Annotated in this window: 16 protein-coding genes; 9 read left to right on the forward strand and 7 right to left on the reverse strand. The window is 68.9% G+C overall.

What is annotated here, in order from left to right:
* Window positions 1–2 precede the first annotated feature (2 nt).
* The 4 genes from rpsI to GONAM_RS06770 form a co-directional block, all read right to left on the reverse strand.
* Window positions 3–533, reverse strand: coding sequence for a 30S ribosomal protein S9 (gene rpsI / locus GONAM_RS06755; protein ID WP_006866022.1), 531 nt, complete (start codon window positions 531–533; stop codon window positions 3–5).
* Window positions 530–973 carry a 50S ribosomal protein L13 gene (rplM, locus tag GONAM_RS06760; protein WP_005195808.1) on the reverse strand — a complete coding sequence of 148 codons (444 nt, stop codon included), beginning with the start codon at window positions 971–973 and terminating at the stop codon, window positions 530–532. The genes rpsI and rplM overlap by 4 nt, the downstream gene beginning before the upstream one ends.
* A 179-nt stretch (window positions 974–1,152) precedes the next feature.
* The gene (locus GONAM_RS06765) at window positions 1,153–2,466 is read right to left on the reverse strand and encodes a type VII secretion-associated protein (RefSeq protein ID WP_006866023.1); all 1,314 of its coding nucleotides are present in this window, start codon (window positions 2,464–2,466) and stop codon (window positions 1,153–1,155) included.
* Window positions 2,467–2,478: 12 nt separating this feature from the next.
* Window positions 2,479–6,570, reverse strand: a complete 4,092-nt coding sequence (locus GONAM_RS06770; RefSeq protein ID WP_006866024.1) for a type VII secretion protein EccC — start codon at window positions 6,568–6,570, stop codon at window positions 2,479–2,481.
* 100 nt (window positions 6,571–6,670) lie between these two features.
* Between GONAM_RS06770 and eccD the strand changes: the two genes are divergently transcribed.
* Together eccD and mycP are read left to right on the forward strand one after the other, a co-directional pair.
* On the forward strand, window positions 6,671–8,224 hold the full coding sequence (gene eccD / locus GONAM_RS06775) for a type VII secretion integral membrane protein EccD (RefSeq protein ID WP_006866025.1): 1,554 nt from the start codon (window positions 6,671–6,673) through the stop codon (window positions 8,222–8,224).
* Window positions 8,224–9,618: a type VII secretion-associated serine protease mycosin gene (mycP, locus tag GONAM_RS06780; protein WP_006866026.1), complete on the forward strand. Its 1,395-nt coding sequence runs from the start codon at window positions 8,224–8,226 to the stop codon at window positions 9,616–9,618. The genes eccD and mycP overlap by 1 nt, the downstream gene beginning before the upstream one ends.
* A gap of 15 nt (window positions 9,619–9,633) precedes the next feature.
* Here mycP and GONAM_RS06785 read toward each other — a convergent pair whose 3' ends face one another.
* Window positions 9,634–10,587 (reverse strand): 4-hydroxy-3-methylbut-2-enyl diphosphate reductase, encoded by a 954-nt coding sequence (locus GONAM_RS06785; RefSeq protein WP_006866027.1) that lies wholly within the window; start codon window positions 10,585–10,587, stop codon window positions 9,634–9,636.
* 53 nt (window positions 10,588–10,640) lie between these two features.
* Here GONAM_RS06785 and GONAM_RS06790 point away from each other — a divergent pair, with 53 nt between their 5' ends.
* The 3 genes from GONAM_RS06790 to GONAM_RS06800 are packed head-to-tail and all read left to right on the forward strand — an operon-like array spanning window position 10,641 to window position 12,957.
* Window positions 10,641–11,444 carry a lipid droplet-associated protein gene (locus GONAM_RS06790; protein ID WP_006866028.1) on the forward strand — a complete coding sequence of 268 codons (804 nt, stop codon included), beginning with the start codon at window positions 10,641–10,643 and terminating at the stop codon, window positions 11,442–11,444.
* Window positions 11,441–12,706, forward strand: a complete 1,266-nt coding sequence (gene xseA / locus GONAM_RS06795) for an exodeoxyribonuclease VII large subunit (protein WP_006866029.1) — start codon at window positions 11,441–11,443, stop codon at window positions 12,704–12,706. Before GONAM_RS06790 ends, xseA begins: the two co-directional genes overlap by 4 nt.
* Window positions 12,703–12,957 (forward strand): exodeoxyribonuclease VII small subunit, encoded by a 255-nt coding sequence (locus tag GONAM_RS06800; protein ID WP_006866030.1) that lies wholly within the window; start codon window positions 12,703–12,705, stop codon window positions 12,955–12,957. Before xseA ends, GONAM_RS06800 begins: the two co-directional genes overlap by 4 nt.
* A 26-nt stretch (window positions 12,958–12,983) precedes the next feature.
* On the opposite strand, the gene GONAM_RS06805 is transcribed toward GONAM_RS06800, so the two are convergent.
* Entirely contained in the window at window positions 12,984–13,559 is a 576-nt protein-coding gene (locus tag GONAM_RS06805; protein ID WP_006866031.1) for a DUF4245 domain-containing protein, read from the reverse strand.
* A gap of 144 nt (window positions 13,560–13,703) precedes the next feature.
* Here GONAM_RS06805 and glpX point away from each other — a divergent pair, with 144 nt between their 5' ends.
* From glpX to GONAM_RS06825, 4 genes are all read left to right on the forward strand, one after another.
* Window positions 13,704–14,699 (forward strand): class II fructose-bisphosphatase, encoded by a 996-nt coding sequence (gene glpX / locus GONAM_RS06810; protein ID WP_006866032.1) that lies wholly within the window; start codon window positions 13,704–13,706, stop codon window positions 14,697–14,699.
* A gap of 108 nt (window positions 14,700–14,807) precedes the next feature.
* Window positions 14,808–16,505, forward strand: a complete 1,698-nt coding sequence (locus GONAM_RS06815) for a fumarate hydratase (protein ID WP_040535651.1) — start codon at window positions 14,808–14,810, stop codon at window positions 16,503–16,505.
* A 7-nt stretch (window positions 16,506–16,512) separates the two neighbouring features.
* Window positions 16,513–17,925: a class II fumarate hydratase gene (locus GONAM_RS06820; RefSeq protein ID WP_006866034.1), complete on the forward strand. Its 1,413-nt coding sequence runs from the start codon at window positions 16,513–16,515 to the stop codon at window positions 17,923–17,925.
* Window positions 17,926–17,938: 13 nt separating this feature from the next.
* Window positions 17,939–18,634, forward strand: a complete 696-nt coding sequence (locus GONAM_RS06825; protein WP_006866035.1) for a PIG-L deacetylase family protein — start codon at window positions 17,939–17,941, stop codon at window positions 18,632–18,634.
* 360 nt (window positions 18,635–18,994) lie between these two features.
* Here the strand turns inward: GONAM_RS06825 and GONAM_RS06835 are convergent, their stop codons facing one another.
* Complete coding sequence (locus GONAM_RS06835; RefSeq protein WP_006866037.1) at window positions 18,995–20,722, reverse strand: sensor histidine kinase; 1,728 nt, start codon at window positions 20,720–20,722, stop codon at window positions 18,995–18,997.
* Window positions 20,723–20,967: the final 245 nt, after the last annotated feature.

The following is a 20,967-nucleotide window of genomic DNA, read 5'->3' on the forward strand; positions in this document are numbered from 1 at the left end:
GATCAGCGCTTGGAGTACTGCGACGCCTTGCGGGCCTTCTTCAGGCCGTACTTCTTGCGCTCGACCGCACGCGGGTCACGGGTGAGGTAGCCGGCCTTCTTGAGGGCGGGACGATCCTCCGGGGTGACCTCGATGAGGGCACGGGCGATGGCGAGACGCAGCGCGCCGGCCTGGCCCGAGGGGCCGCCACCGACGAGCTTGGCGAAGATGTCGAACGACTCGGTGCGCTCGACGAGAACCAGCGGAGCCTTGATCAGCTGCTGGTGCACCTTGTTGGGGAAGTACTCCTCCAAGGAGCGGCCGTTGAGCTTGAACTCACCGGTGCCCGGCATCAGGCGAACGCGGACGACGGCTTCCTTGCGGCGGCCGACGGTCTGGATCGGGCGGTCGATCACGATCGGCTCGCGGACGTCTTCGACGGCCGGAGCGGCGTCGTAGTCGTCAGCAGCAGCCTCGACGGCTTCCACGGCCTCGACGACCTCGACAGCTTCTTCGACGGCCTCGACGGCCTCGTTGATGTTCTCGTTGGTCACTGGGCCACCTGCTTGATCTCGAAGGGGACGGGGCGCTGGGCCGCGTGCGGATGATTCGGGCCTGCGTAGACCTTCAGCTTCGAGGCCATGGCACGACCGAGCTTGTTCGAGGGCAGCATGCCCTTGACGGCCTTCTCGATGACGCGCTCGGGGAAGGTCTCGAGCAGCTCGGCGGTGGTGCGGGACTTCAGGCCACCGGGATGCCCCGAGTGGGTGTAGTTCAGCTTGCGCTCGGCCTTGTTGCTGGTCAGCGCAACCTTCTCCGCGTTGATGATGATGACGAAGTCACCACCGTCCATGTGCGGGGCGTAGGTCGGCTTGTGCTTGCCGCGGAGCAGGTTCGCGGTCTGCACGGCCAGCCGGCCGAGCACCACGTCGGTGGCGTCGATGACGTGCCACGTACGCGTGATGTCACCGGCCTTCGGGGTGTAGGTAGGCACAGTTGGTCCTCAACTCTTGTCTTTAGGGTGCTGGTCGGGTGCGCGGCGGAGGTTGTTCCCGGCGACCAGTGGGGACCCGGGCCTCTTCTGCCTGTACACACACGTGTGCGACAGGCGTCGAGCACCAGCGATCCAGGTTACGCGACCGTGCAGGTCAGGGTCAAAACGCCCGACGGGGCTCACCCCACCCGTACCGAGCCGACGGCTCGCGCGCACTCGTCGTCCAGCGACTCGGCGGCCGACCCCGCCTGACAGCCGATGGACACCTGCAGTCCGTCGTCGACGATGACATACCAGCGGATGGAGCTGCCCGAGGCCGGCGCCTCCCGGTAACTGATGACGTCGCGTCCGGCGTACCGGGTATCGGCGGAGAACTCCGTGACGACGTCGTCGCCGCGCTGCTCGATCCGGTTGCGGAGGCTGGTGGCGACCGACTGCGGGGTCGAGCCGTCGCGCAGTTCGGTCAGCACCGCGATGATCCGGCGGCCGTCGGTCTCGGAGACGAACACCGCGCGCTGCGTGGTCGGGTCGTCGGTGGTGTCACCGGGAGTGTCCTGTCCGCTGCGCCTCCAGTCCCCGGGAACCGACAGCGTGGCGCGTCCGACGGTGGCCTCGGAGGTCGCCGGTGCCGGGTCGTCCCGCTGCCACCAGCCGACCGCGAACGCGCCGGCGACGACGATCACCGCCGCGGCCGCCGCACCGGCCAGCACCCGGCGGCTGCGCCGGATCGACACGTCCGTCGCCGGCTCCGCGGGGTCGGCGACCACCGGCACGGCGTCGTCGGCGACACCTCCGGTCCGCCGGCCTAGGCGGACGACGAGGTCGCGGTCCACCGGTACGACACGGCCGGCGATCGCGTGCTCGGCGACCAGGCCGACCGCTGCCGCCACCTCCGCGGGGTCGTCGCCGTCGACGAAGACCGCCTCGACCGCGTCGTCGATGATCGTGAGGCCCTCGGTCCCCTGCTCCCCCGGCTCGATCAGCCCGGAACGTTCGAGAAGCCAGCCCTCGGGGTGCCGCCGCACGATCTGCACGTCCCACGCCGCCGGTCGCGGACGGGCGGGATCGGCGGGCGGGGTCGGGATGTGCGTGGTCTCGACCACGGCACAGCGCTGCACGGTGATGTCGGCGTGGCTGCGCGCGACGAGGACCGCACGCGGGAGGAGCGTGAGCGGGGCACGGCCACCCACGTCGGCCAGCGACGACGCACGTCGCGGTCCCCAGGTGCTCGGATGCCCGACGATGAGCGGGTGTTCGGCCTCGGCCGCGATCCCCAGGTCGGCGAAGGCCATCTGCCACGCCTGGCGCAGGTGGTGCCGCCGGCCGTCGGCGACCACCGTCATCTCGTCCACGGCATCGAGGAGCGGACGCAGGTCGAGCCCGGAATCCCTTGCGCCGCTACCGGGTTCGAAGATCCTGGGTCGGCCGTACGCGAGGTCGACGATTGCGGGACGCCGCCGTATCCCGCTCACGCCCGCACGTGCCTCAGCCATCGCAGATCGTCGTCAGTCCTCGGCCGGCACGAGCGCGACCTGGATCATCTCCTGCGGACGCACGCGGGAGACCAGCTCACCGCGTCCGGGGACCAACCGCTGCATGCGGCTGCGCCCGGTGATGAACCCCTCGTCCCGGTCGCCGCTCATCAGCAGCATGTCCGACGACAGGTCCTTCAATCGTGCGATCACCGGATCGAACATCGCCCGGCCGAGGCCACCGGAACGGCGGGCCAGGATGATGTGGAACCCGATGTCCCGCGCGTGCGACGCGAACTCGATGACCGGCAGCAGCGGGTTGCCCGCCGAGGTGGACACCATGTCGTAGTCGTCGACGACGAGGTAGACCTCCGGCTTGCCCTCCAGCCACGTACGCTCCCGCAGCTGCGCGACGGTCACGTCGTCGGGGGGCATGCAGCCCTTCAGGTAGACCGCCAGCTGGTTCATCAGCGTCATCGCGTTGTCGTGTGAACTCGCGTAACCCGCGAGGTGATCGCCGTCGACGATGCCGAGCATCGTGCGGCGGTAGTCGATGAAGGCGATCTTCACCTGCTCCGGGGTCCCGCCGGCGACGAGTCCGCGGACGATCGCACGCAGCACGTTGGTCTTCCCGTGCTCGACGTCGGCGAAGACCATGAAGTGCGGCTGGGCGTTGAAGTCGAGGACCACCGGGGCCAGCTCGAGTTCGCCGACACCGATCGCGACCTGGTTGAGCGACAACGAGACCCCGGCCGCGGCGAGCCCGTTCTGCACCGCCGCCATCTCGATCTCGGTGCTCAGCTTGCGCACCGGCATCGCCGACCGGCCCGGGTACGCGGCGGCCAGTTTCTCCGCCGACGCCGCGACGCCGGCGGGCAGCGACTCGGCGCTGCTGACCGCGTCGAGCCGCGGCAGCGCGATCAGCATGTGCAGTTCCTCCGCGGTGAGACCGCGGCCGGGACGGTTCTGCGGGACACCCGCGGCGGCGCGACGGCCCATCTCCGAATCCGTCGGATCGCCGAGGCGCAGTTCGATGCGTGTGCCCAGGAGGTCGCGCACCGCCGGACGGATCTCGGCCCATCGCGACGCACTGACGATGACGTGGACGCCGAAGGACAGACCCTGGGAGACGATCGTGGTGATCTGTTCCTCCAGCGACTCCAGTTCGGAACGCAGCACACCGATCCCGTCGAGCACGAAGAAGACGTCGCCGAAGCGGTCGCCGGCCAGCGGGTCGTCGGGGGCGACGGTCCCGGTGGCGAACCAGGCCGCGCGGCGGGCGCGGTAGTCGCGCATGGACTCGACGCCCAGACGGGCGAACAACAGCTCGCGCGCCCGGATGATCGCCCCGACCTCGGCCACGGTGCGACGGACGGCGTCCATGTCGCCGCGGGATGCCACCGAACCGACGTGCGGGAGCGCGGCGAGACCGGCGAGACTGCCGCCGCCGAAGTCCAGGCAGTAGAACTGCACCTGTTCCGGGGTGTGGGTGGCGGCCGCGGTCATGATGATCGTCCGCAGCGTCGTCGACTTACCCGACTGTGGTCCGCCGACCACCGCCACGCTGCCGGCCGCGCCGGAGAGGTCGACGACCAGCGGGTCGCGTCGCTGGTCGTAGGGGCGGTCGACCAGACCGATCGGCAGCGCGAGATTCCCGGGTACCGCCGGCTTGGTCCAGTCACGCGCACCGACCAGGTGTTCCACGGTCGGCGACTCGTCGAGCGGGTCCAGCCACACCCGGTGCGCCGGCGGGCCGGCACCCTCCATGCGGCCGACGATGGTCTGCATCAGCGTCGGCACCGACACCGAGGTCGGTTCGAAGTCGACCGGGTCGTCGGGAGCCGCGTCGAGTGCCGGGGGCTCCTCGTCGAGCAGGCTCGCCGCCTGGTCCAGCAGCGACCGCGGCGAACCCTCGTCGAGCGGCACCGGAAGTGCGGTGAAGACCTTGAGGTTCCCCAGCCGCGGGGAGCCCGGCGCGACGGAATCCGCGGAGTCCTCGGCCGCGGTCGGCGAGTAGTACGGACCGGAGACGTAGGAGGTGTTGAAGCGTACTGGATCGTCTGAGTCGCACTTCAGGTACGCCGAGCCGGGCACGCTGGGCAGGTGGTAGGCGTCGGGGACACCGAGCACCGACCGGGACTCGTTGGCGGAGAAGGTCTTCAGACCGATCCGATACGACAGGTGGGAGTCGAGGCCGCGTAGCTTGCCCTCTTCGAGGCGCTGCGAGGCAAGCAGCAGGTGGATGTGCAACGAACGGCCCAGACGGCCGATCGCCACGAACAGCTCGGCGAAATCCGGCTTCTGCGACAGGAGTTCGGAGAACTCGTCGACCACGATGAACAGGGCGGGCAGCGGCTCGAGACGCACGCCCGAGGCGCGGGCACGCTCGTAGTCGGCGACGTTGGCGTAGTTGCCCGCCGCCCGCAGGACCTCCTGGCGGCGGTTCATCTCACCCGACAGCGCATCTTTCATGCGGTCGACCATCGACAGTTCCTGCTCGAGGTTGGTGATGATGGCCGCGACGTGCGGCGCGGACTCGAGTCCGAGAAACGTTGCGCCACCCTTGAAGTCGACGAGAACCAGGTTCAGCTCGGTCGGCGAATGCGTCGCCAGCATGGCGAGGACGAGGGTTCGCAGGAACTCCGACTTGCCCGAGCCGGTCGCACCGATACACAGACCGTGCGGTCCCATGCCGCCGTGCGCACTCTCCTTGATGTCGAGTTCGACGGGCGCGCCGCTCGGGGTGTAGCCGATCGGCACCCGCAGCCGCTCGCGTCCCGTGCGTCCGCGCCAGGCGGTGGCCGGGTCGAACCGAGCGGCGTCGTCGATGCCGAGGAGTGCGGGCAGACCCGGGTCGGTCGACGTCGCCTCGGACTCCAGATTCGCCAGGGTCGCCGCGGTCGCCAGGCGGTACCGGGCCATGCGGCGGGCGATCGCCTCGGCCTCGGCGACGGTCAGCGAGTCCATGTCGGCGAATTCCTCGACGCCCGCGGCACTCCGGGCCGACACCTTGCCGCCGCGTACCACTAGTTGCAGGCCGCGCCGGGCCGCGAGGCCGTCCGGCGGTGCGGTCAGGTCGAGAACTGTGACCCCCTCCATGCCTGCCGAACTGAGGACGCGTTCGTCGCCGGCGACGTAGCCGTCGTCGATGATGACGACCAGGTGGGCGCGGTTCCCGCTGGGCGGGGCGGACCGGCTGAACCGGCCGCGCTCGAGAAGGTCTGCGGCCAGTGCGTTCTCGAGATCGGCCAGCGTCGGATAGATCATCCGCATCGGACCGATCCCGTCGTGCAGCGTCGGATGTCCCGCGTGCGGAAGCCATTTCGCCCAGTCCCAGGCCTCACCCGCCGGGTCGCCGGTGACGATGCCGATGTGGAGGTGGTCGGGACCGTGGAAGGCGCACAGCTCGAGGATCATCGAACGGACGAGTTCGCGGGTCTCCTGCCGCGCGCCCTCGATGTTGATCGCCGGGAAGCCGCGCAGCGAGATGGATCGAGGCAGACTGTAGACCGCGGAATGAGTGCGCACGAAGCGTCGCAGCGCGACCATCGACACCGGTTCGATGTCCTCGAGGGGTCCGGTCTCCGGCGGCATCAGACGGGTGGCCAGGCGCTGGACGCCGACGCCCACCCGCACGTGGGCGAAATCGTTGTCGGCGGGGCGCCGCTCCCACATGCGCCGGCTGCCGACGACGTCGAGCAGGGCGTGCGGGTCGGGATGGCTCCAGGTGCGGGCGGCGCGCTGGTTCTCGACGGTGTCGAAGACCTGGCCGCGCAGCTGACCGAGGTAACGGAAGTAGTCCTTGCGCTCCTCGTTGAGTTCCGCGGCGCGCTTGCCGCCGCTGCGTCCGCCGGCGGCGAACATGCCGAACATCGACATGAGCATCATCAGCGGGAACATCATGAACAGCGGATTGGTCAGGATGTTGCGGCCGCCGGTGACCATCATCAGCGCGATCATGCCGACGACGGCGACGATCATGACCACGGGCAGCAGCTTGACGAGCAGATTGCCGGGCACCACGCGAGGCACGTCGGGCGGCGCCTGGATGTTGACCTCGCCCCCGGGCATGCGCGGCGGCGTGATGCGTGGACGACGCACGAACCCCTCGGTGGTCGTGACCACTCGATCCCCCCTGACACCTTCGAGCTGTGCATCCCCTCGCGGGCGAACCCGCTGAAGTTGGCTATGTTAGCTGCTGAACCCTGGGGGAGGATTGACCTGTATGTCACCTGTGGACGGATTCGCACCGGGACACCCGACGACCACCGCGGACGGCACCGGCGGTGACCGGCAGCGCTCGGACATCTCGGTCGAGCCACAACTCGTACGCGTGTCGGTGCTGGGCGGCAACACCCAGCTCGACGTCGGCCTGCCCGCCGGCATCCCGATCGCCGGGCTCATCGGCGATCTCGTCGCACAGATCGAGTCGCGCAACCCCAACCGACACGACCCAGACGATCCCGACGCCGATTCCCGCGGCCGCGGCCGTCCGCACGACCGGCAGAACCGCTGGACGCTGGCCCTGGTCGGCCAGGAACCGCTCCCCCTGCACCGTTCGCTGTCGGAGTCGGGCATCCGCGACGGCGATCTCCTCCTCCTGACCTCCACCCGCACCGGCGAGTCACCCGTCCTCTTCGACGACGTCGTCGATGCCGTTGCGCGGCTGAACGAATCGCAGTTCGTGGGCTGGACCGCGACCTCGGCGCGATACGTGGGCTACGCGCTGGCCCTCGTCGCGGCGGTTGCCGCCGGCGCGGGGTTGGCCGCGAGCCGGATCGACAGCGGCGCACTGTGGCTCGCGGGAGGGTCCGGGCTCGCGGTGATCGGACTCGTCACCGCGGCGACGATCGTCGCGCGCTACTACCGCGACCAACTCACCTCGACGATCCTGTCCGTCTGTGCGGCGCCGCTGGCGTTCGTGACCGGCATGCTCCTCACACCCGGTTCCTACGGGGCGGCGCATCTGACACTCGGATTCGCCCTCACCCTGGTCACCGCGGTCATCACCTACCGGATGACCGCGGTCGGTGCGACCGCCCACAGCGCGGTGACCAGCGCCGCCCTCGTCGGCGCGCTCGGTTGCGGTGCGCGTCTGCTCCTCGACGCCGACATCTCCCATGTCGCGGCCGTGGTGGCGGCGGTGGGACTCCTGCTGATCGGACTCTCCCCGCGGCTGACGATCCTGCTCGCGAAACTGCCGCTGCCGCCGGTACCCACCGCCGGCGCGGCCATCGACGTCAAGGACATCGAGCCGCAGCCGTCGATCGAGGGCATCGGCGCGATCGGGGCGACGGCACTGCCGAAGGCCGATGCGTTGGAACGACGCTCGTACATCGCCAACGCGTACCTGACGGGCATCGTCGGCGGACTCACCGCCGTGGTGGCGATCTCGGCGGTACTCACCGCCGCTCCCCTCGCCGGCTTCGAGTGGAAGAACGCCACCTACGCCGCGATCATCGGCGTCGTCCTCTGCCTGCGCGGCCGCTCCCACAGCGACCTCTTCCAGGCGGCGATCCTCATCATCGGCGGTTCGCTCGTGGTGCTCACGCTGCTGGTGGGCCTGGCGTTCGGGGACGGCCGGTGGCCGATCATCTCCTTCGCGCTCGGTGGTGTCGTCCTCGTCGCCGCGCTCGTCTTCGGAGTCGTTGCGCCGCACCAGGACTTCTCCCCGGTGATGCGCCGCTGGGCGGAGATCGGCGAGTACTTCCTCGTCGCGCTCATCGTCCCGCTGCTGCTGTGGTTGCTCGACCTGTACCGGATCGTCCGGGACATCTGATGTCCCGGGCGACACCCCGGGTCGCGATGCCCGTCGCGCTGACGCTGACCGCGACCCTGCTCGGGTTGACCTCCTCCCCCGCCGCCGCGGTGACACCGCCGCGCGTCGACTCCTCGGCACTTATCCGTTCGGCGCCGGTCGCACCGCCGGAGCCGACCGAGCAGAGCCATCTCTGCAACACCGCCACCCTCACCCGCAGCACCGCGAAACCCACTGCCGCACAATCGATGATGAACCTCGACGAGGCGTGGCGCTTCAGCCGCGGCGCCGGGCAGCGGGTGGCCGTCATCGACACCGGCGTCACGCCGCACCCACGCCTGGGACGCGTCACGGCGGGCGGCGACTACGTCTCCGGCGGCACCGGGCTCGAGGACTGCGACGCCCACGGCACGCTGGTCGCCGGGATCATCGCCGCACGCCCGAGCAGTTCCGATGCCTTCGCCGGGGTCGCACCCGCGGCGTCGATCATCGGCATCCGCCAGTCCAGCAGCGCATTCAAGGCCAAGAACAACCGTCGCGACGATTCGGCGCCGTCCGTGGGCTCCGGATTCGGATCCGTCCGCACACTCGCGCACGCGATCGTCCGCGCCGTCGACCTGCGCGCCACGGTCATCAGCATCTCCGAGGTCGCGTGCGCGTCGTCGGCCGCCAAGGTCGACGACCGCGCTCTCGGGGCCGCGATCCGGTACGCCTACGAGCGCGACGTCGTCGTGGTGGCGGCGGCCGGCAACGTCACCCGGGACGGCGCCTGCCGATCCCAGAACCCGGCGCCCGCGGCAGGCGATCCCGCAGACTGGGGTTCGGTCACGACCATCGCGAGTCCCGCGTGGTACTCCCCCTATGTCCTCACCGTCGGCTCGGTCGACGCCGCGAGCGGCGCACCGAGCGACTTCAGCCTGCACGGCCCCTGGGTCGGGGTTGCCGCACCGGGCACCGACATCGTGAGTCTGGACAGCGAGAAGGGGTCGAGCCGACTGGTTTCGGCGCAGCGCAGCGAGGAAGGTCCGCTGCCGCTGATCGGCACGAGTTTCGCCGCACCCTACGTCGCCGGCACCGCGGCGCTGGTCCGGGCCCGGTTCCCCGATCTGAGTGCCCGGGAGGTGATGGATCGCATCATCGCGACCGCCCACTCCCCGGGGACCGGCCACGACCAGCGGATCGGTCACGGCGTCGTCGACCCCGTCGCGGCGCTCACCGCAGAACTACCCGCCGACGAGAAGGCCCGGCCGCAATCGGCTCCGATCGCCGCACCCGCACCGCCGACGCCGCCGGATCACACCGCACGCAACGTGGCGATCGCCGGAGCAGGGATCAGCGCCGCGGTCATCGCCGCGGTCCTGGCCATCGCACTGCCCCACCGCCGGGTCCGCAAACTCGATCCCGACGAGTTCTGAGCAGCGGCGTTCAGGTCAGCTGCCGGAGCGTGCGGGACGCAGCTCGCGCGGCAGCGCGAAGGTCAGGGTCTCGTTGGCGGTGTTGACCGTCTCCACCGTGCCGTAGCCGCGCTCGGCGAGGTAGTCGAGCACACCGCGGACGAGGACCTCGGGCACCGATGCGCCGGAGGTGACGCCGACGGTGTTCACACCCTCGAGCCAGGTCTCGTCGATCTCGCGGGCGTAGTCGACCAGATGACCCGCCTTGGCGCCGGCCTGCAGGGCGACCTCGACCAGACGCACCGAGTTCGACGAGTTCTGCGAGCCGACCACGATCACGAGGTCGCATTCGGGCGCCATCGCCTTGACCGCGACCTGACGGTTCTGGGTGGCGTAGCAGATGTCGTCGCTGGGCGGATCGTTGAGCAGCGGGAACTTCTCCCGCAGGCGACGCACCGTCTCCATGGTCTCGTCGACCGACAGCGTGGTCTGCGACAGCCAGACCAGCTTGGACTCGTCACGCACGGTCACCGAGTCGACGCTGTCCGGGCCGTCGACGAGCTGGATGTGCCGAGGCGCCTCACCGGCCGTCCCCTCGACCTCTTCGTGGCCCTCGTGACCGATCAGCAGGATGTCGTAGTCGTCCCGCGCGAACCGCTTGGCCTCCTGGTGCACCTTCGTCACCAGGGGGCAGGTCGCGTCGATGGTCCGCAGATTCCGTTCCGCGGCGGACGCGTGGACCTGCGGCGACACGCCATGGGCCGAGAACACGACGATCGCACCCTCGGGCACCTCGTCGGTCTCCCCCACGAAGATCGCGCCGCGATCGGCCAGGGTCTCGACCACGTGCCGGTTGTGCACGATCTCCTTGCGGACGTAGACGGGAGCGCCGTGCTTGTCGAGGGCGCGCTCGACCGTCTCCACCGCGCGGTCGACACCCGCGCAGTAACCGCGGGGTTCGGCGAGCAGGACACGCTTCGTCTCAGACATGTCTCCCAGGGTACGGGTTACAGACGGGTGCCCATTGATGGCAGAGTGTTGGCATGGATCGCGCACCCTACCCGGCCCGTATCGCCGCAGGTCTGATCGTCACCGCCCTCGAGGAGACGCGCAAGCTTCCCGCGCTGCTCGTCACCCTCCCGATGACAGCGGTCAGTCAGACCCTGCAGGCAGGTATGCGGGCGCAGCAGAACATCGCCGAACTCGCCATCAAGGGCGACGCCGCCCTGGGGATGCTCTTCGACAAGCCCAGCGAGCAGCCCGAATGGGCCCGCTTCGACGAGGACGACGAGACCCCGGAACCCGGCTACGACGCCCACGCCGGTGACGTACCGATCGAGAAGCCCACCAGCATCGTCGACGAGGTCGAGGCCGCCGCCGACGGCAACGATCCGGGTGACCAGCCCGGCGAGGCCGTGAAGTCCACCACGACCGCGAAGGTGACCAACGCCACGAAGACGAGCGGGGCCACCAAGTCGACCGCGACAAGCGGGGCCACCGAGGTCGACGCGGAGGCCTCCGACGCCGACCTGGCCGCGCCGCCGCGCGCCGACGCCGGCCGCTTCGCGCTGTACAGCTCCGCTCCCGAGGATGTCGTGGACGCCGCGGAGAAGAAGCCGACGGCACCCAAGGCCAAGCCGAAGAACGGGACCACCCCCGAGATCGTCGTTCTCATCGACTACGACACGCTGACCCTGGCACAACTGCGTGCGCGTCTGCGGACGGTCGGCACCGAGGACCTCGAGACCCTCGTCGACTACGAGAAGGCCAACCGTGGCCGCGCACCGTTCGTGACGATGCTCGAGAACCGGATCGCCTCGCAGAACAAGCGCTCCACCGAGGCGTGAGCGGGACCTCGCCGAACTCGGCCGAGAATCCGTGGCCGGTACGCACGGTCAACACCAAGATCGCCGACTGGATTCACCGGTTGGGTCAGATCTGGGTGGAGGGTCAGGTCACCCAGATCAACCGGCGCCCCGGTACCCGCACGGCGTTCCTCACCCTGCGGGACCCGGCCGCCGACATCTCCATCTCGGTGACGTGTAGCCCGGATCTGTTGGCGCGCACCGAGGTTCCGCTCACCGACGGCAGTCAGGTCGTCGTTCTGGGCCGGCCGAGCTACTTCACCGGCCGGGGCACGGTGTCGCTGCGGGTCAGCGACATCCGGCCCGTCGGCGTCGGCGAACTGCTGCTGCGGATCGAACGCCTCCGGCAGTTGCTCGCCGCCGAGGGACTGTTCGACCCCCGGCTGAAACGTCCGCTGCCGTTCCTGCCGCGCTCGATCGGGCTGATCAGCGGGCGAGCCAGCGCCGCACAGCGCGACGTCGTCAGCGTCGCCACCGATCGGTGGTCGGCGGTCCGCTTCGACGTCCGAGAGGCCCCCGTCCAGGGCCCCACGGCGGTGGCACGCATCCTCACCCACCTCGCCGACCTCGACGCGCATCCCGACATCGAGGTGATCATCATCGCCCGCGGCGGAGGCAGCGTCGAGGATCTGCTGCCGTTCTCCGACGAGGCGTTGTTGCGCGCGGTGTCCCGTTGTCGCACACCAGTGGTCAGCGCCATCGGTCACGAGCCCGACAACCCGCTGCTCGACCTCGTCGCCGATCTGCGCGCGGCGACCCCGACCGACGCCGCCAAACGGGTGGTGCCCGACGTCGAGGCCGAACTCGCCGGGATCGACGACCTCCGCCGGCGCAGCGCACAGGCATTGCGCAACTGGGTCCGTCGCGAGACCGGGGTCATCGAAGGACTGCGACGACGCCCGGTCCTCGCCCGGCCCGGGGTGATCGTCGACCAGGAGTCCGCGAACGTGGCCGAGCTGGTGCGTGCGCTGCGGCGCGACGTCCGGCGCCACGTCGACACCGAGGACCGCCGTCACGAGCATCTCGCGGCCCGGCTGTCGACGCTGGGCCCGGCCCAAACCCTTGCGCGCGGTTACGCCGTGGTGCAACGCACCGACACCGACGTGACCCACGTCGTGAACACACTCGACGACCTGCCCGTGGGGGCCGAACTACGTATCCGGGTCGCCGACGGCGCGGCGCGCGCCACCGTCACCGCGACCGAGGCACCCACCACTTCCCCTGAGGACGAAGGAGATTCGTGAGCACCGACAGTGACGACACCGGCGAGGAGTACACGCCGGTTGCCGAACTCGGCTACGAGGAGGCGCGCGACGAGCTCGCCGACATCGTCAGCACGCTCGAGCACGGCGGCCTCGATCTCGACACCTCGCTGGCCCTGTGGGAGCGAGGCGAGGCACTCGCGACGCGCTGCGAGGAACACCTCCGCGGAGCGCGCGAACGCATCGAGACCGTGATCGCGCAGAAGAACTCGGCCGACGAGGACGACGACTAGCGCTTCCCGAGGGCCCTTTCCAGCGCTCAGGCGTCGAGCGGCTGCTGCTTCGCCACCGACGCCGCGATCGTCTCGATGTCGGCGTCGGGTCCGCGCGACAGCACACCCACACGCACGTTGCCGAAGTCGGTGATCCAGAACTTCTTGCCCTCGGCGGTCTCGTAGGTCACCCACTGCCGGCCGCCCGCCTCGCGGGTACCGGTCGCGCCGATGTCGCCGTACTTCGTGTCGCCGCCACCGAGGTACGGGACCAGCAGGTCCTCCGACGCGTCGGTCTGACTCAGCTGCACGTAGGCGCCACTCGCGCTGAGCCAGCCGACGGTGCTGACCCGATGCCCCTCGATCGCGTCCGACGAGCCGGAGTTCGGCTTCCATCCCTCCGGGGTCGGCGGGCGGCGGATCGGGAACGGCATCTGTCGGGCGTCGGCGTCCAATGCGGTGACCACGTCGAACGCGGGCACCTTGTTGTCCGCCGGGTCCTGGTTCAGTCCGACCGAGCAATTCCCCGACGCGATCGCCACCAACGCGATCAGCGCGAGCAGCGGCACCAACGACCAGAACATGTCCTTGCCGTTGATGAGAATGCGCGGTTTGTCTGCCATGAGGGCGAGTATCCCACCACCAGGGTCAGTCACCGAACGGCCGGTGTGACATGCAAGGATGGTCCCTGAGATCACCGCCACACCCACGGATCCCACGGGCTGCGACCCACCGGGTTCCGGGCCACACCTGAGGAGCCGAAGACGATGACAGCCAGCAGCCACCAAGCACCCGATCGCAACCTCGCGATGGAACTGGTCCGCGTGACCGAGTCGGCTGCACTCGCTGCCGGACGCTGGGTTGGTCGCGGCGACAAGAACGGCGGCGACGGCGCGGCGGTCGACGCGATGCGTCAGCTCCTCTCCACGGTGTCGATGCGCGGCGTCGTCGTCATCGGCGAGGGCGAGAAGGACGAGGCCCCGATGCTGTACAACGGCGAAGAGGTCGGCAACGGCGAGGGACCCGACTGCGACGTCGCGGTCGATCCCATCGACGGCACCACCCTGATGGCCGAGGGCCGCCCCAACTCGATCTCGGTGATCGCGGTCAGCGAGCGCGGCACCATGTACGACCCGTCGGCCGTGTTCTACATGGACAAGATCGCCGTCGGCCCCGACGCCAAGGGCGCGATCAACATCAACGAGTCGGTCGAGTGGAACATCAACTCGGTCGCCAAGGCCAAGGGCATCGACGTCGCCGACCTGACCGTCATCGTCCTCGACCGTCCCCGTCACGCCGAGCTCATCGGTGAGATCCGACAGGCCGGCGCCAAGATCCGCCTCATCTCCGACGGCGACGTCGCCGGCGCCGTGGCGGCCGCCGACGACTACTCGACCGTCGACATGCTGATGGGTGTCGGTGGCACCCCCGAGGGCATCATCACCGCCGTCGCGATGAAGTGCATGGGCGGCGAGATCCAGGGCAAGCTGTGGCCCCGCAACGAGGAGGAGCGTCAGAAGGCGCTCGACGCCGGCCACGACCTCGATCGGGTACTGACCAACGACATCCTGGTCAGCGGCGAGAACGCCTTCTTCTGCGCGACCGGCGTCACCAACGGCGACATGCTGCGCGGCGTCACCTACCGCCCCAACGGCGCGACGACCCGTTCGCTGGTGATGCGCTCGAAGTCCGGCACCGTCCGCCGCATCGAGGCCGTCCACAAGCCGGCCAAGCTCCGCGAGTACGCCAACATCGACCTCTGATCCACCCGAGCAGCGCGGCCCCACGCCGGGACCGTGACCGTGATGCACCTCACGAGTCCGGTCACCTCTGGCGTGGGGCCGTTCTACTGGGGCGATACGATCCGGTGCGTGAGTAAACCTGCCTCAGCCCCCGAGTTTCTCTACTCTGATCTGCTCCCCATCGGCGCCGACGAGACCCCGTACCGACTGATCACCACCGAGGGCGTCTCGACGTTCGAAGCCGGCGGACAGACCTTCCTCAAGGTGGAGCCGGAGGCGATCCGCAAGCTCACCGCGGAGGCGATGCACGACATCAGCCACTACCTGCGCCCCGCCCACCTCGCGCAGCTCCGCAAGATCATCGACGACCCCGAGGCGTCGGGCAACGACCGCTTCGTGGCACTCGACCTGCTCAAGAACGTCAACATCTCCGCCGGCGGCGTGCTGCCGATGTGCCAGGACACCGGCACCGCGATCGTGATGGGCAAGAAGAGCGAGGGCGTGCTGACCGGCACCGACGACGCCGAGGCGATCTCGAAGGGTGTCTACGACGCCTACACCCAGCTCAACCTGCGCTACTCGCAACTGGCGCCGCTGACGACGTACGAGGAGAAGAACACCGGCTCCAACCTGCCTGCCCAGGTGGAGATCTACGCCACCGAGCAGGGACCCAAGGGGCCGGAGTACAAGTTCCTGTTCATGGCCAAGGGCGGCGGTTCGGCCAACAAGTCCTTCCTGTTCCAGGAGACCAAGGCCATCCTGAACCCGAAGTCGATCCTCAAGTTCCTCGACGAGAAGATCCGCTCGCTGGGTACCGCGGCGTGCCCGCCGTACCACCTCGCCGTCGTGATCGGTGGCACCTCGGCCGAATTCACCCTGAAGACCGCCAAGTACGCCTCGGCGCACTACCTCGACAACCTCCCGACGCAGGGTTCGATGTCGGCCCACGGTTTCCGCGACCTCGAACTCGAGGACGAGGTCTTCAAGCTGACCCAGTCCTTCGGCATCGGCGCCCAGTTCGGCGGCAAGTACTTCTGCCACGACGTCCGCGTCGTCCGTCTGCCGCGTCACGGCGCGTCGTGCCCGGTGGCCATCGCGGTGTCGTGCTCGGCCGACCGCCAGGCCCTCGGCAAGATCACCGCCGACGGCGTGTTCCTCGAGCAGCTCGAGACCGACCCGGCCAAGTACATGCCGGCTGCCGGCGTGGCCGAGGACATCTCGGGCGGCGAGGTGGTCGAGGTCGATCTCAACCGCCCGATGTCGGAGATCCTGGCACAGCTGTCGCAGTACCCGGTGAAGACGCGCCTGTCGCTGACCGGCCCGCTGGTGGTGGCCCGCGACATCGCGCACGCCAAGATCAAGGAACGCCTCGACGCCGGCGAGCCGATGCCCGATTACCTGCGCGATCACCCGGTCTATTACGCCGGCCCGGCCAAGACCCCCGAGGGCATGGCGTCCGGATCGTTCGGTCCGACGACCGCCGGCCGCATGGACTCCTACGTCGAGCAGTTCCAGGCCGCGGGCGGCTCGATGGTCATGCTCGCGAAGGGCAACCGGTCCAAGCAGGTCACCGAGGCGTGCAACTCGCACGGCGGCTTCTACCTGGGCTCGATCGGCGGCCCGGCAGCCCGCCTCGCGCTCGACTGCATCAAGAGCCAGGAGATTATCGAGTACCCCGAACTGGGTATGGAAGCGGTGTGGAAGATCGAGGTCGAGAATTTCCCGGCCTTCATCGTTGTTGACGACAAGGGCAACGACTTTTTCACCGACCCGAGCGGGACCGTCAACGTCCCGCTGAGCGGCATAAGGATTCGATCGAAGGAGTAGAACACCTATGACCCAGGCACAGGGCAAGCAGGAATACCGCACCGAGCACGACACGATGGGCGAGGTGCAGGTCCCCATCGATGCTCTGTGGCGCGCCCAGACCCAGCGAGCGGTGGAGAACTTCCCCATCAGCCACCGCCCGCTGGAACGGACGCAGATCCGCGCGATGGGCCTGTTGAAGGCGGCCTGTGCCACGGTCAACAAGGATCTGGGGCTCCTCGACGCCGAGCGGGCCGACGCGATCATCGCGGCGGCCACCGAGATCGCCGACGGCAAGCACGACGACCAGTTCCCGATCGACGTCTTCCAGACCGGATCGGGCACCAGCTCGAACATGAACACCAACGAGGTCATCGCCTCGATCGCGAAGGCCAACGGTGTCGACGTGCATCCCAACGATCACGTCAACATGTCGCAGTCGTCGAACGACACCTTCCCCACCGCCACTCACGTCGCGGCGACGGAGGCGGTCGTCACCGATCTGGTCCCGGCCCTCGACCATCTCCGGGAAGCTTTGGCGGACAAGGCGTCCGAGTGGCGTGAGGTCGTCAAGAGCGGCCGTACGCACCTGATGGACGCGGTGCCGGTGACTCTCGGCCAGGAATTCGCGGGGTATGCACGGCAGGTCGAGGCGGGCATCGAGCGGGTCACCGCCACCCTCCCGCGGGTCGGCGAGCTGCCCATCGGCGGCACCGCGGTGGGCACCGGACTCAATGCCCCGGACGGGTTCGGCACCAAGGTGGTCGCCGAACTGGTGCGCCGCACCGGCGTCGAGGAACTCTCCCTCGCCAAGGACAACTTCGAGGCGCAGGCCGCACGCGACGGCCTCGTCGAACTGTCCGGGCAGCTGAAGACGATCGCGGTGTCGCTCACCAAGATCGCCAACGACGTCCGGTGGATGGGCTCGGGCCCGCTGACCGGTCTGGGCGAGATCCTGCTCCCCGACCTCCAGCCGGGCAGCTCGATCATGCCGGGCAAGGTCAATCCCGTTCTGCCCGAGGCGGTCACGCAGGTCGCCGCGCAGGTGGTCGGCAACGACGCGGCGGTCACCTGGGGCGGCGGCAACGGCGCTTTCGAGCTCAACGTCTACATCCCGATGATGGCCCGAAACGTCCTCGAGTCACTCAAGTTGCTGGCCAACGTGTCCCGGCTGTTCGCCGACCGCTGCATCTCCGGTCTGCAGGCCAACGTCGACCGCCTGCGGACCCTCGCCGAGAGTTCCCCGTCGATCGTCACGCCGCTCAACAGCGCGATCGGTTACGAGGAGGCCGCCGCGGTCGCCAAGCAGGCCCTCAAGGAGGGCAAGACGATCCGGCAGACCGTGATCGATCGCGGCCTCGTGGGCGACAAGCTCAGCGAAGAGGAACTCGACGCGCGTCTCGATGTGCTCAAGATGGCCAACCTCGACCGCGAACGCTGAGTACCGTCTGGTCATGACCTCACTGGAGCCCTTCCCCACGGACTGGCAGACAGCGCTCGTCCTCGTCGCCCATCCTGACGACCCGGAGTACGGCATGGCCGCCGCGGTCGCGCGGTGGACCGGCGAGGGCAGGCGTGTCGTCTACGCGCTCGCCTCCAGCGGCGAACGCGGGATCGAGGGCATGACCCCGGCGGAGTGCGGCCCTCTCCGGGAGGCCGAACAGCGTGCGTCGGCGAAGATCGTCGGTGTCGACGAGGTGGAGTTCTGGGGCTTCCCCGACAGCGACATCCACAACACCCCCGAACTGCGTGCGAAGATCGCCGAAACCGTCGAACGCATTGCGCCACAAGTCATCTTGTCGCTCTACGGCGGCCCCGAGTGGGCGCCGGGGCAACCGAACCAACGGGACCACATGGAGTTCGCCGCCGCGGTACTCGAGGCCTATGACACCTTGTCCGAGTCGGGTTCCGACGAGATACCGGCGTGGCTGTTCGAGAACGGGCCGGCGGCCACCCACGCGGTCGACGTCGATGTGCAGTTCGAGGTGGCCGTGCGGTCCCTCGCCGCGCACGACCGATACCTGTCGGTCCTCGACCCGGACACCCCCGTCCTCGATCAGGCCCGCGCCCAGATCGACCGGGCGACCGCGCCACGAGACGGCTCCGACGGCGTGCGGATCGCCGGCTTCGAGCTCAAACGGACCCGCTGACCGGCCCGGACACCGGCAGGTCCCGACGTTGGCCCCGTCGATTTGTGACCTTCGGCCCCTCCCGGACATGCTCGCGACACGGGAAGGTGTGGGGGTCAGTCTCTCGAACCACCCGGGAGAGTCCCTCCGAGATAGTCGGGAGGTGACCGGTCATCACGCTCACCGGTGTACTCGTCGTATTCCTCGCAGCCTTCGCGGTCTGCGCCCTCGTCGGGCTGTCCATCTGGCTCATCGTGCTCTTCGGCCTCCTGTCGGGAGTGCAGGCCGTGGCATGGGTGACCGAGCAGACCTCGGCCTGGCGACTGCCGGCCGAACCCGACACCGGTCGGTGAAGCCGTCCCACCTGGCCCCGACGTCGCGCTAGAGCGGCACTGACCACCGCACGGACAGTCCCCGGCCCGAGCCTGGTGTGCTCAGCGCGAAGGACCCGCCCAGACGTTCCGCGCGGTCTCGTAGATTCTTCAGCCCGCTGGGCGTCACGTCCTCGGGGAGTCCGACGCCGTCGTCGGTGACCTCCACCGCCAGCTCATCGCCGACCGAGATCGCCACGGTCACCGTCGTCGCGTTCGCATAACGGACTGCGTTGCTCAGGGCCTCGCGCACCACCGCCACCACCTGGTCGGCAAGGCGCGGCGAGACGATCGACAGCGGGCCCGCCATCCGCACATGGGTCTGTAGAGGCAGGTCGTCGACCTGCTGATCGATCGTCTCCTGCACCCTCTGGCGGAGTCGTGTCGTCTCGGTCTCGTCGGCCTGCAGGTCGAAGATCGTCGTCCGCACGTCCTGCACGATGTCCTGCAGATTGTTGATGGACCGGGTCAACCGCGCCCGGATCTCGGGCGACTGGGTGCGCTGCAGCGTCGCCTGCAGGGTGAGACCCTCGGCGAAGATCCGCTGGATCACATGGTCGTGCAGATCGCGTGCGATCCGTTCTCGATCCTCGAGGACCCGCAACTCGTGAGTCTGGATGGTCGCGCCGGCCAACTGCAGCGCCAGGGCCCCCTGGTCGGCGAAGTTCGAACTCAGGCTCAGCAGATCCTCCGCGAACCCGTCGCGCCCCTTGGACCGCACGGCGATCAACACGCCGCGGGTCGATTCCGCCGTCCGCAGTGGCGCCACCATCACCGGGCCGTGGCGCGTCGACGAATCCCCGGAGATGTCGTACTCGAGCTGCTCGCGGAGCACCGGCCTACGCCGGACGAAGGCATCGCCCGAGGTCGACCCCTTGATGGGCACGGATCGTCCGCGGAAGAACTCGGCGTCGACCCCTTCGGCGACCGTGACGACGAGTTCGTCGACCGATTCCGGCGGCACCTCGTGGTCGTGGGGTTCAGCGATGCAGACCAGGTCGGCGTCGGCCAGGGTGAGGACCTTGCGAGCGATCGCCTCGAGGACGTCTTGCTGATCGGCCCCGGACAACAGCTCCGCGATCACGTCACGATTCGCCTCGATCCAGGCGAGCTGGGTCTGCGCCTGCTCGTAGAGCCGCGCGTTCTCGATCGCGATACCCGCCGCGGACGCGAGCGCCTGGATGACGAGCTCGTCATCCTCGGTGAACAGCGCCCCGTTCTTCTTCTCGGTCAGATAGAGATTGCCGAAGACCTCGTCGCGGACCCGGATCGGGGCGCCCAGGAAACTCGTCATCGGCGGGTGGTTCGCCGGGAATCCCACCGACGCGGGATGTTCGGAAAGGTCGGTGAGCCGCAGCACCCGCGGGTCGTCGATGAGCTGGCCCAGCACGCCGCGCCCCGTCGGCAGGTGTCCGATCTCCGTGCGGATGTCCTCACCGATGCCCTGGGCGAGGAACGCCGAGAGGTCGTGTCCGCTGCCGAGCACGCCGAGTGCGCCGTACTCGGCATCGACCAGACGGATCCCGGCGGCGACGATCGACTCCAGCGTGGTCTCCAGATCGAGTTCGGAACTCACCGAGAGCATGGCCTCGAGCAGACCGTCGATGCGGTCTCGGACATCGGCAATCTGCGTGATCCGGTCGCGGACCTCATCGAGGAGCTCGCGTAATCGCATCTGCGACAACGCATTCTGCAGTTCGACAGACCTCGCGCCGCGCTCCGGGGTTTCGCGGACCATATCCCGAATGATAGACCCTTCAATCCAGCGGGTATTCGGTTGAACGATTCTGGACGAATGAATCCCCGGCGCTTGACCGGAGGTTCTGCATGAGAAATCGGTTTCACGGCTACTTCCGACCGGATTCCGGACCGGACATTTCGGATATGCATGGAAATCGCCGGTCCCGGGCAATCAGGGTATGACCGGTTGAAAGCCGACCTACAATTCGTGGCATCGTTACTGTGCCGGGAGGGAGGACTGGC

Origin of the sequence: Gordonia namibiensis NBRC 108229, assembly GCF_000298235.1 — a bacterium.
In the GTDB taxonomy this organism is placed as follows: Bacteria; Actinomycetota; Actinomycetes; order Mycobacteriales; family Mycobacteriaceae; genus Gordonia; species Gordonia namibiensis.

Coding starts and splice junctions, on each gene's coding strand:
- GONAM_RS06765 (WP_006866023.1), bottom strand. CDS start 2,466: ATGGCTGAGGCACGTGCGGGCGTGAGCGGGATACGGCGGCGTCCCGCA.
- eccD (WP_006866025.1), top strand. CDS start 6,671: ATGTCACCTGTGGACGGATTCGCACCGGGACACCCGACGACCACCGCG.
- mycP (WP_006866026.1), top strand. CDS start 8,224: ATGTCCCGGGCGACACCCCGGGTCGCGATGCCCGTCGCGCTGACGCTG.
- GONAM_RS06785 (WP_006866027.1), bottom strand. CDS start 10,587: ATGTCTGAGACGAAGCGTGTCCTGCTCGCCGAACCCCGCGGTTACTGC.
- GONAM_RS06790 (WP_006866028.1), top strand. CDS start 10,641: ATGGATCGCGCACCCTACCCGGCCCGTATCGCCGCAGGTCTGATCGTC.
- GONAM_RS06805 (WP_006866031.1), bottom strand. CDS start 13,559: ATGGCAGACAAACCGCGCATTCTCATCAACGGCAAGGACATGTTCTGG.
- glpX (WP_006866032.1), top strand. CDS start 13,704: ATGACAGCCAGCAGCCACCAAGCACCCGATCGCAACCTCGCGATGGAA.
- GONAM_RS06820 (WP_006866034.1), top strand. CDS start 16,513: ATGACCCAGGCACAGGGCAAGCAGGAATACCGCACCGAGCACGACACG.
- GONAM_RS06825 (WP_006866035.1), top strand. CDS start 17,939: ATGACCTCACTGGAGCCCTTCCCCACGGACTGGCAGACAGCGCTCGTC.
- GONAM_RS06835 (WP_006866037.1), bottom strand. CDS start 20,722: ATGGTCCGCGAAACCCCGGAGCGCGGCGCGAGGTCTGTCGAACTGCAG.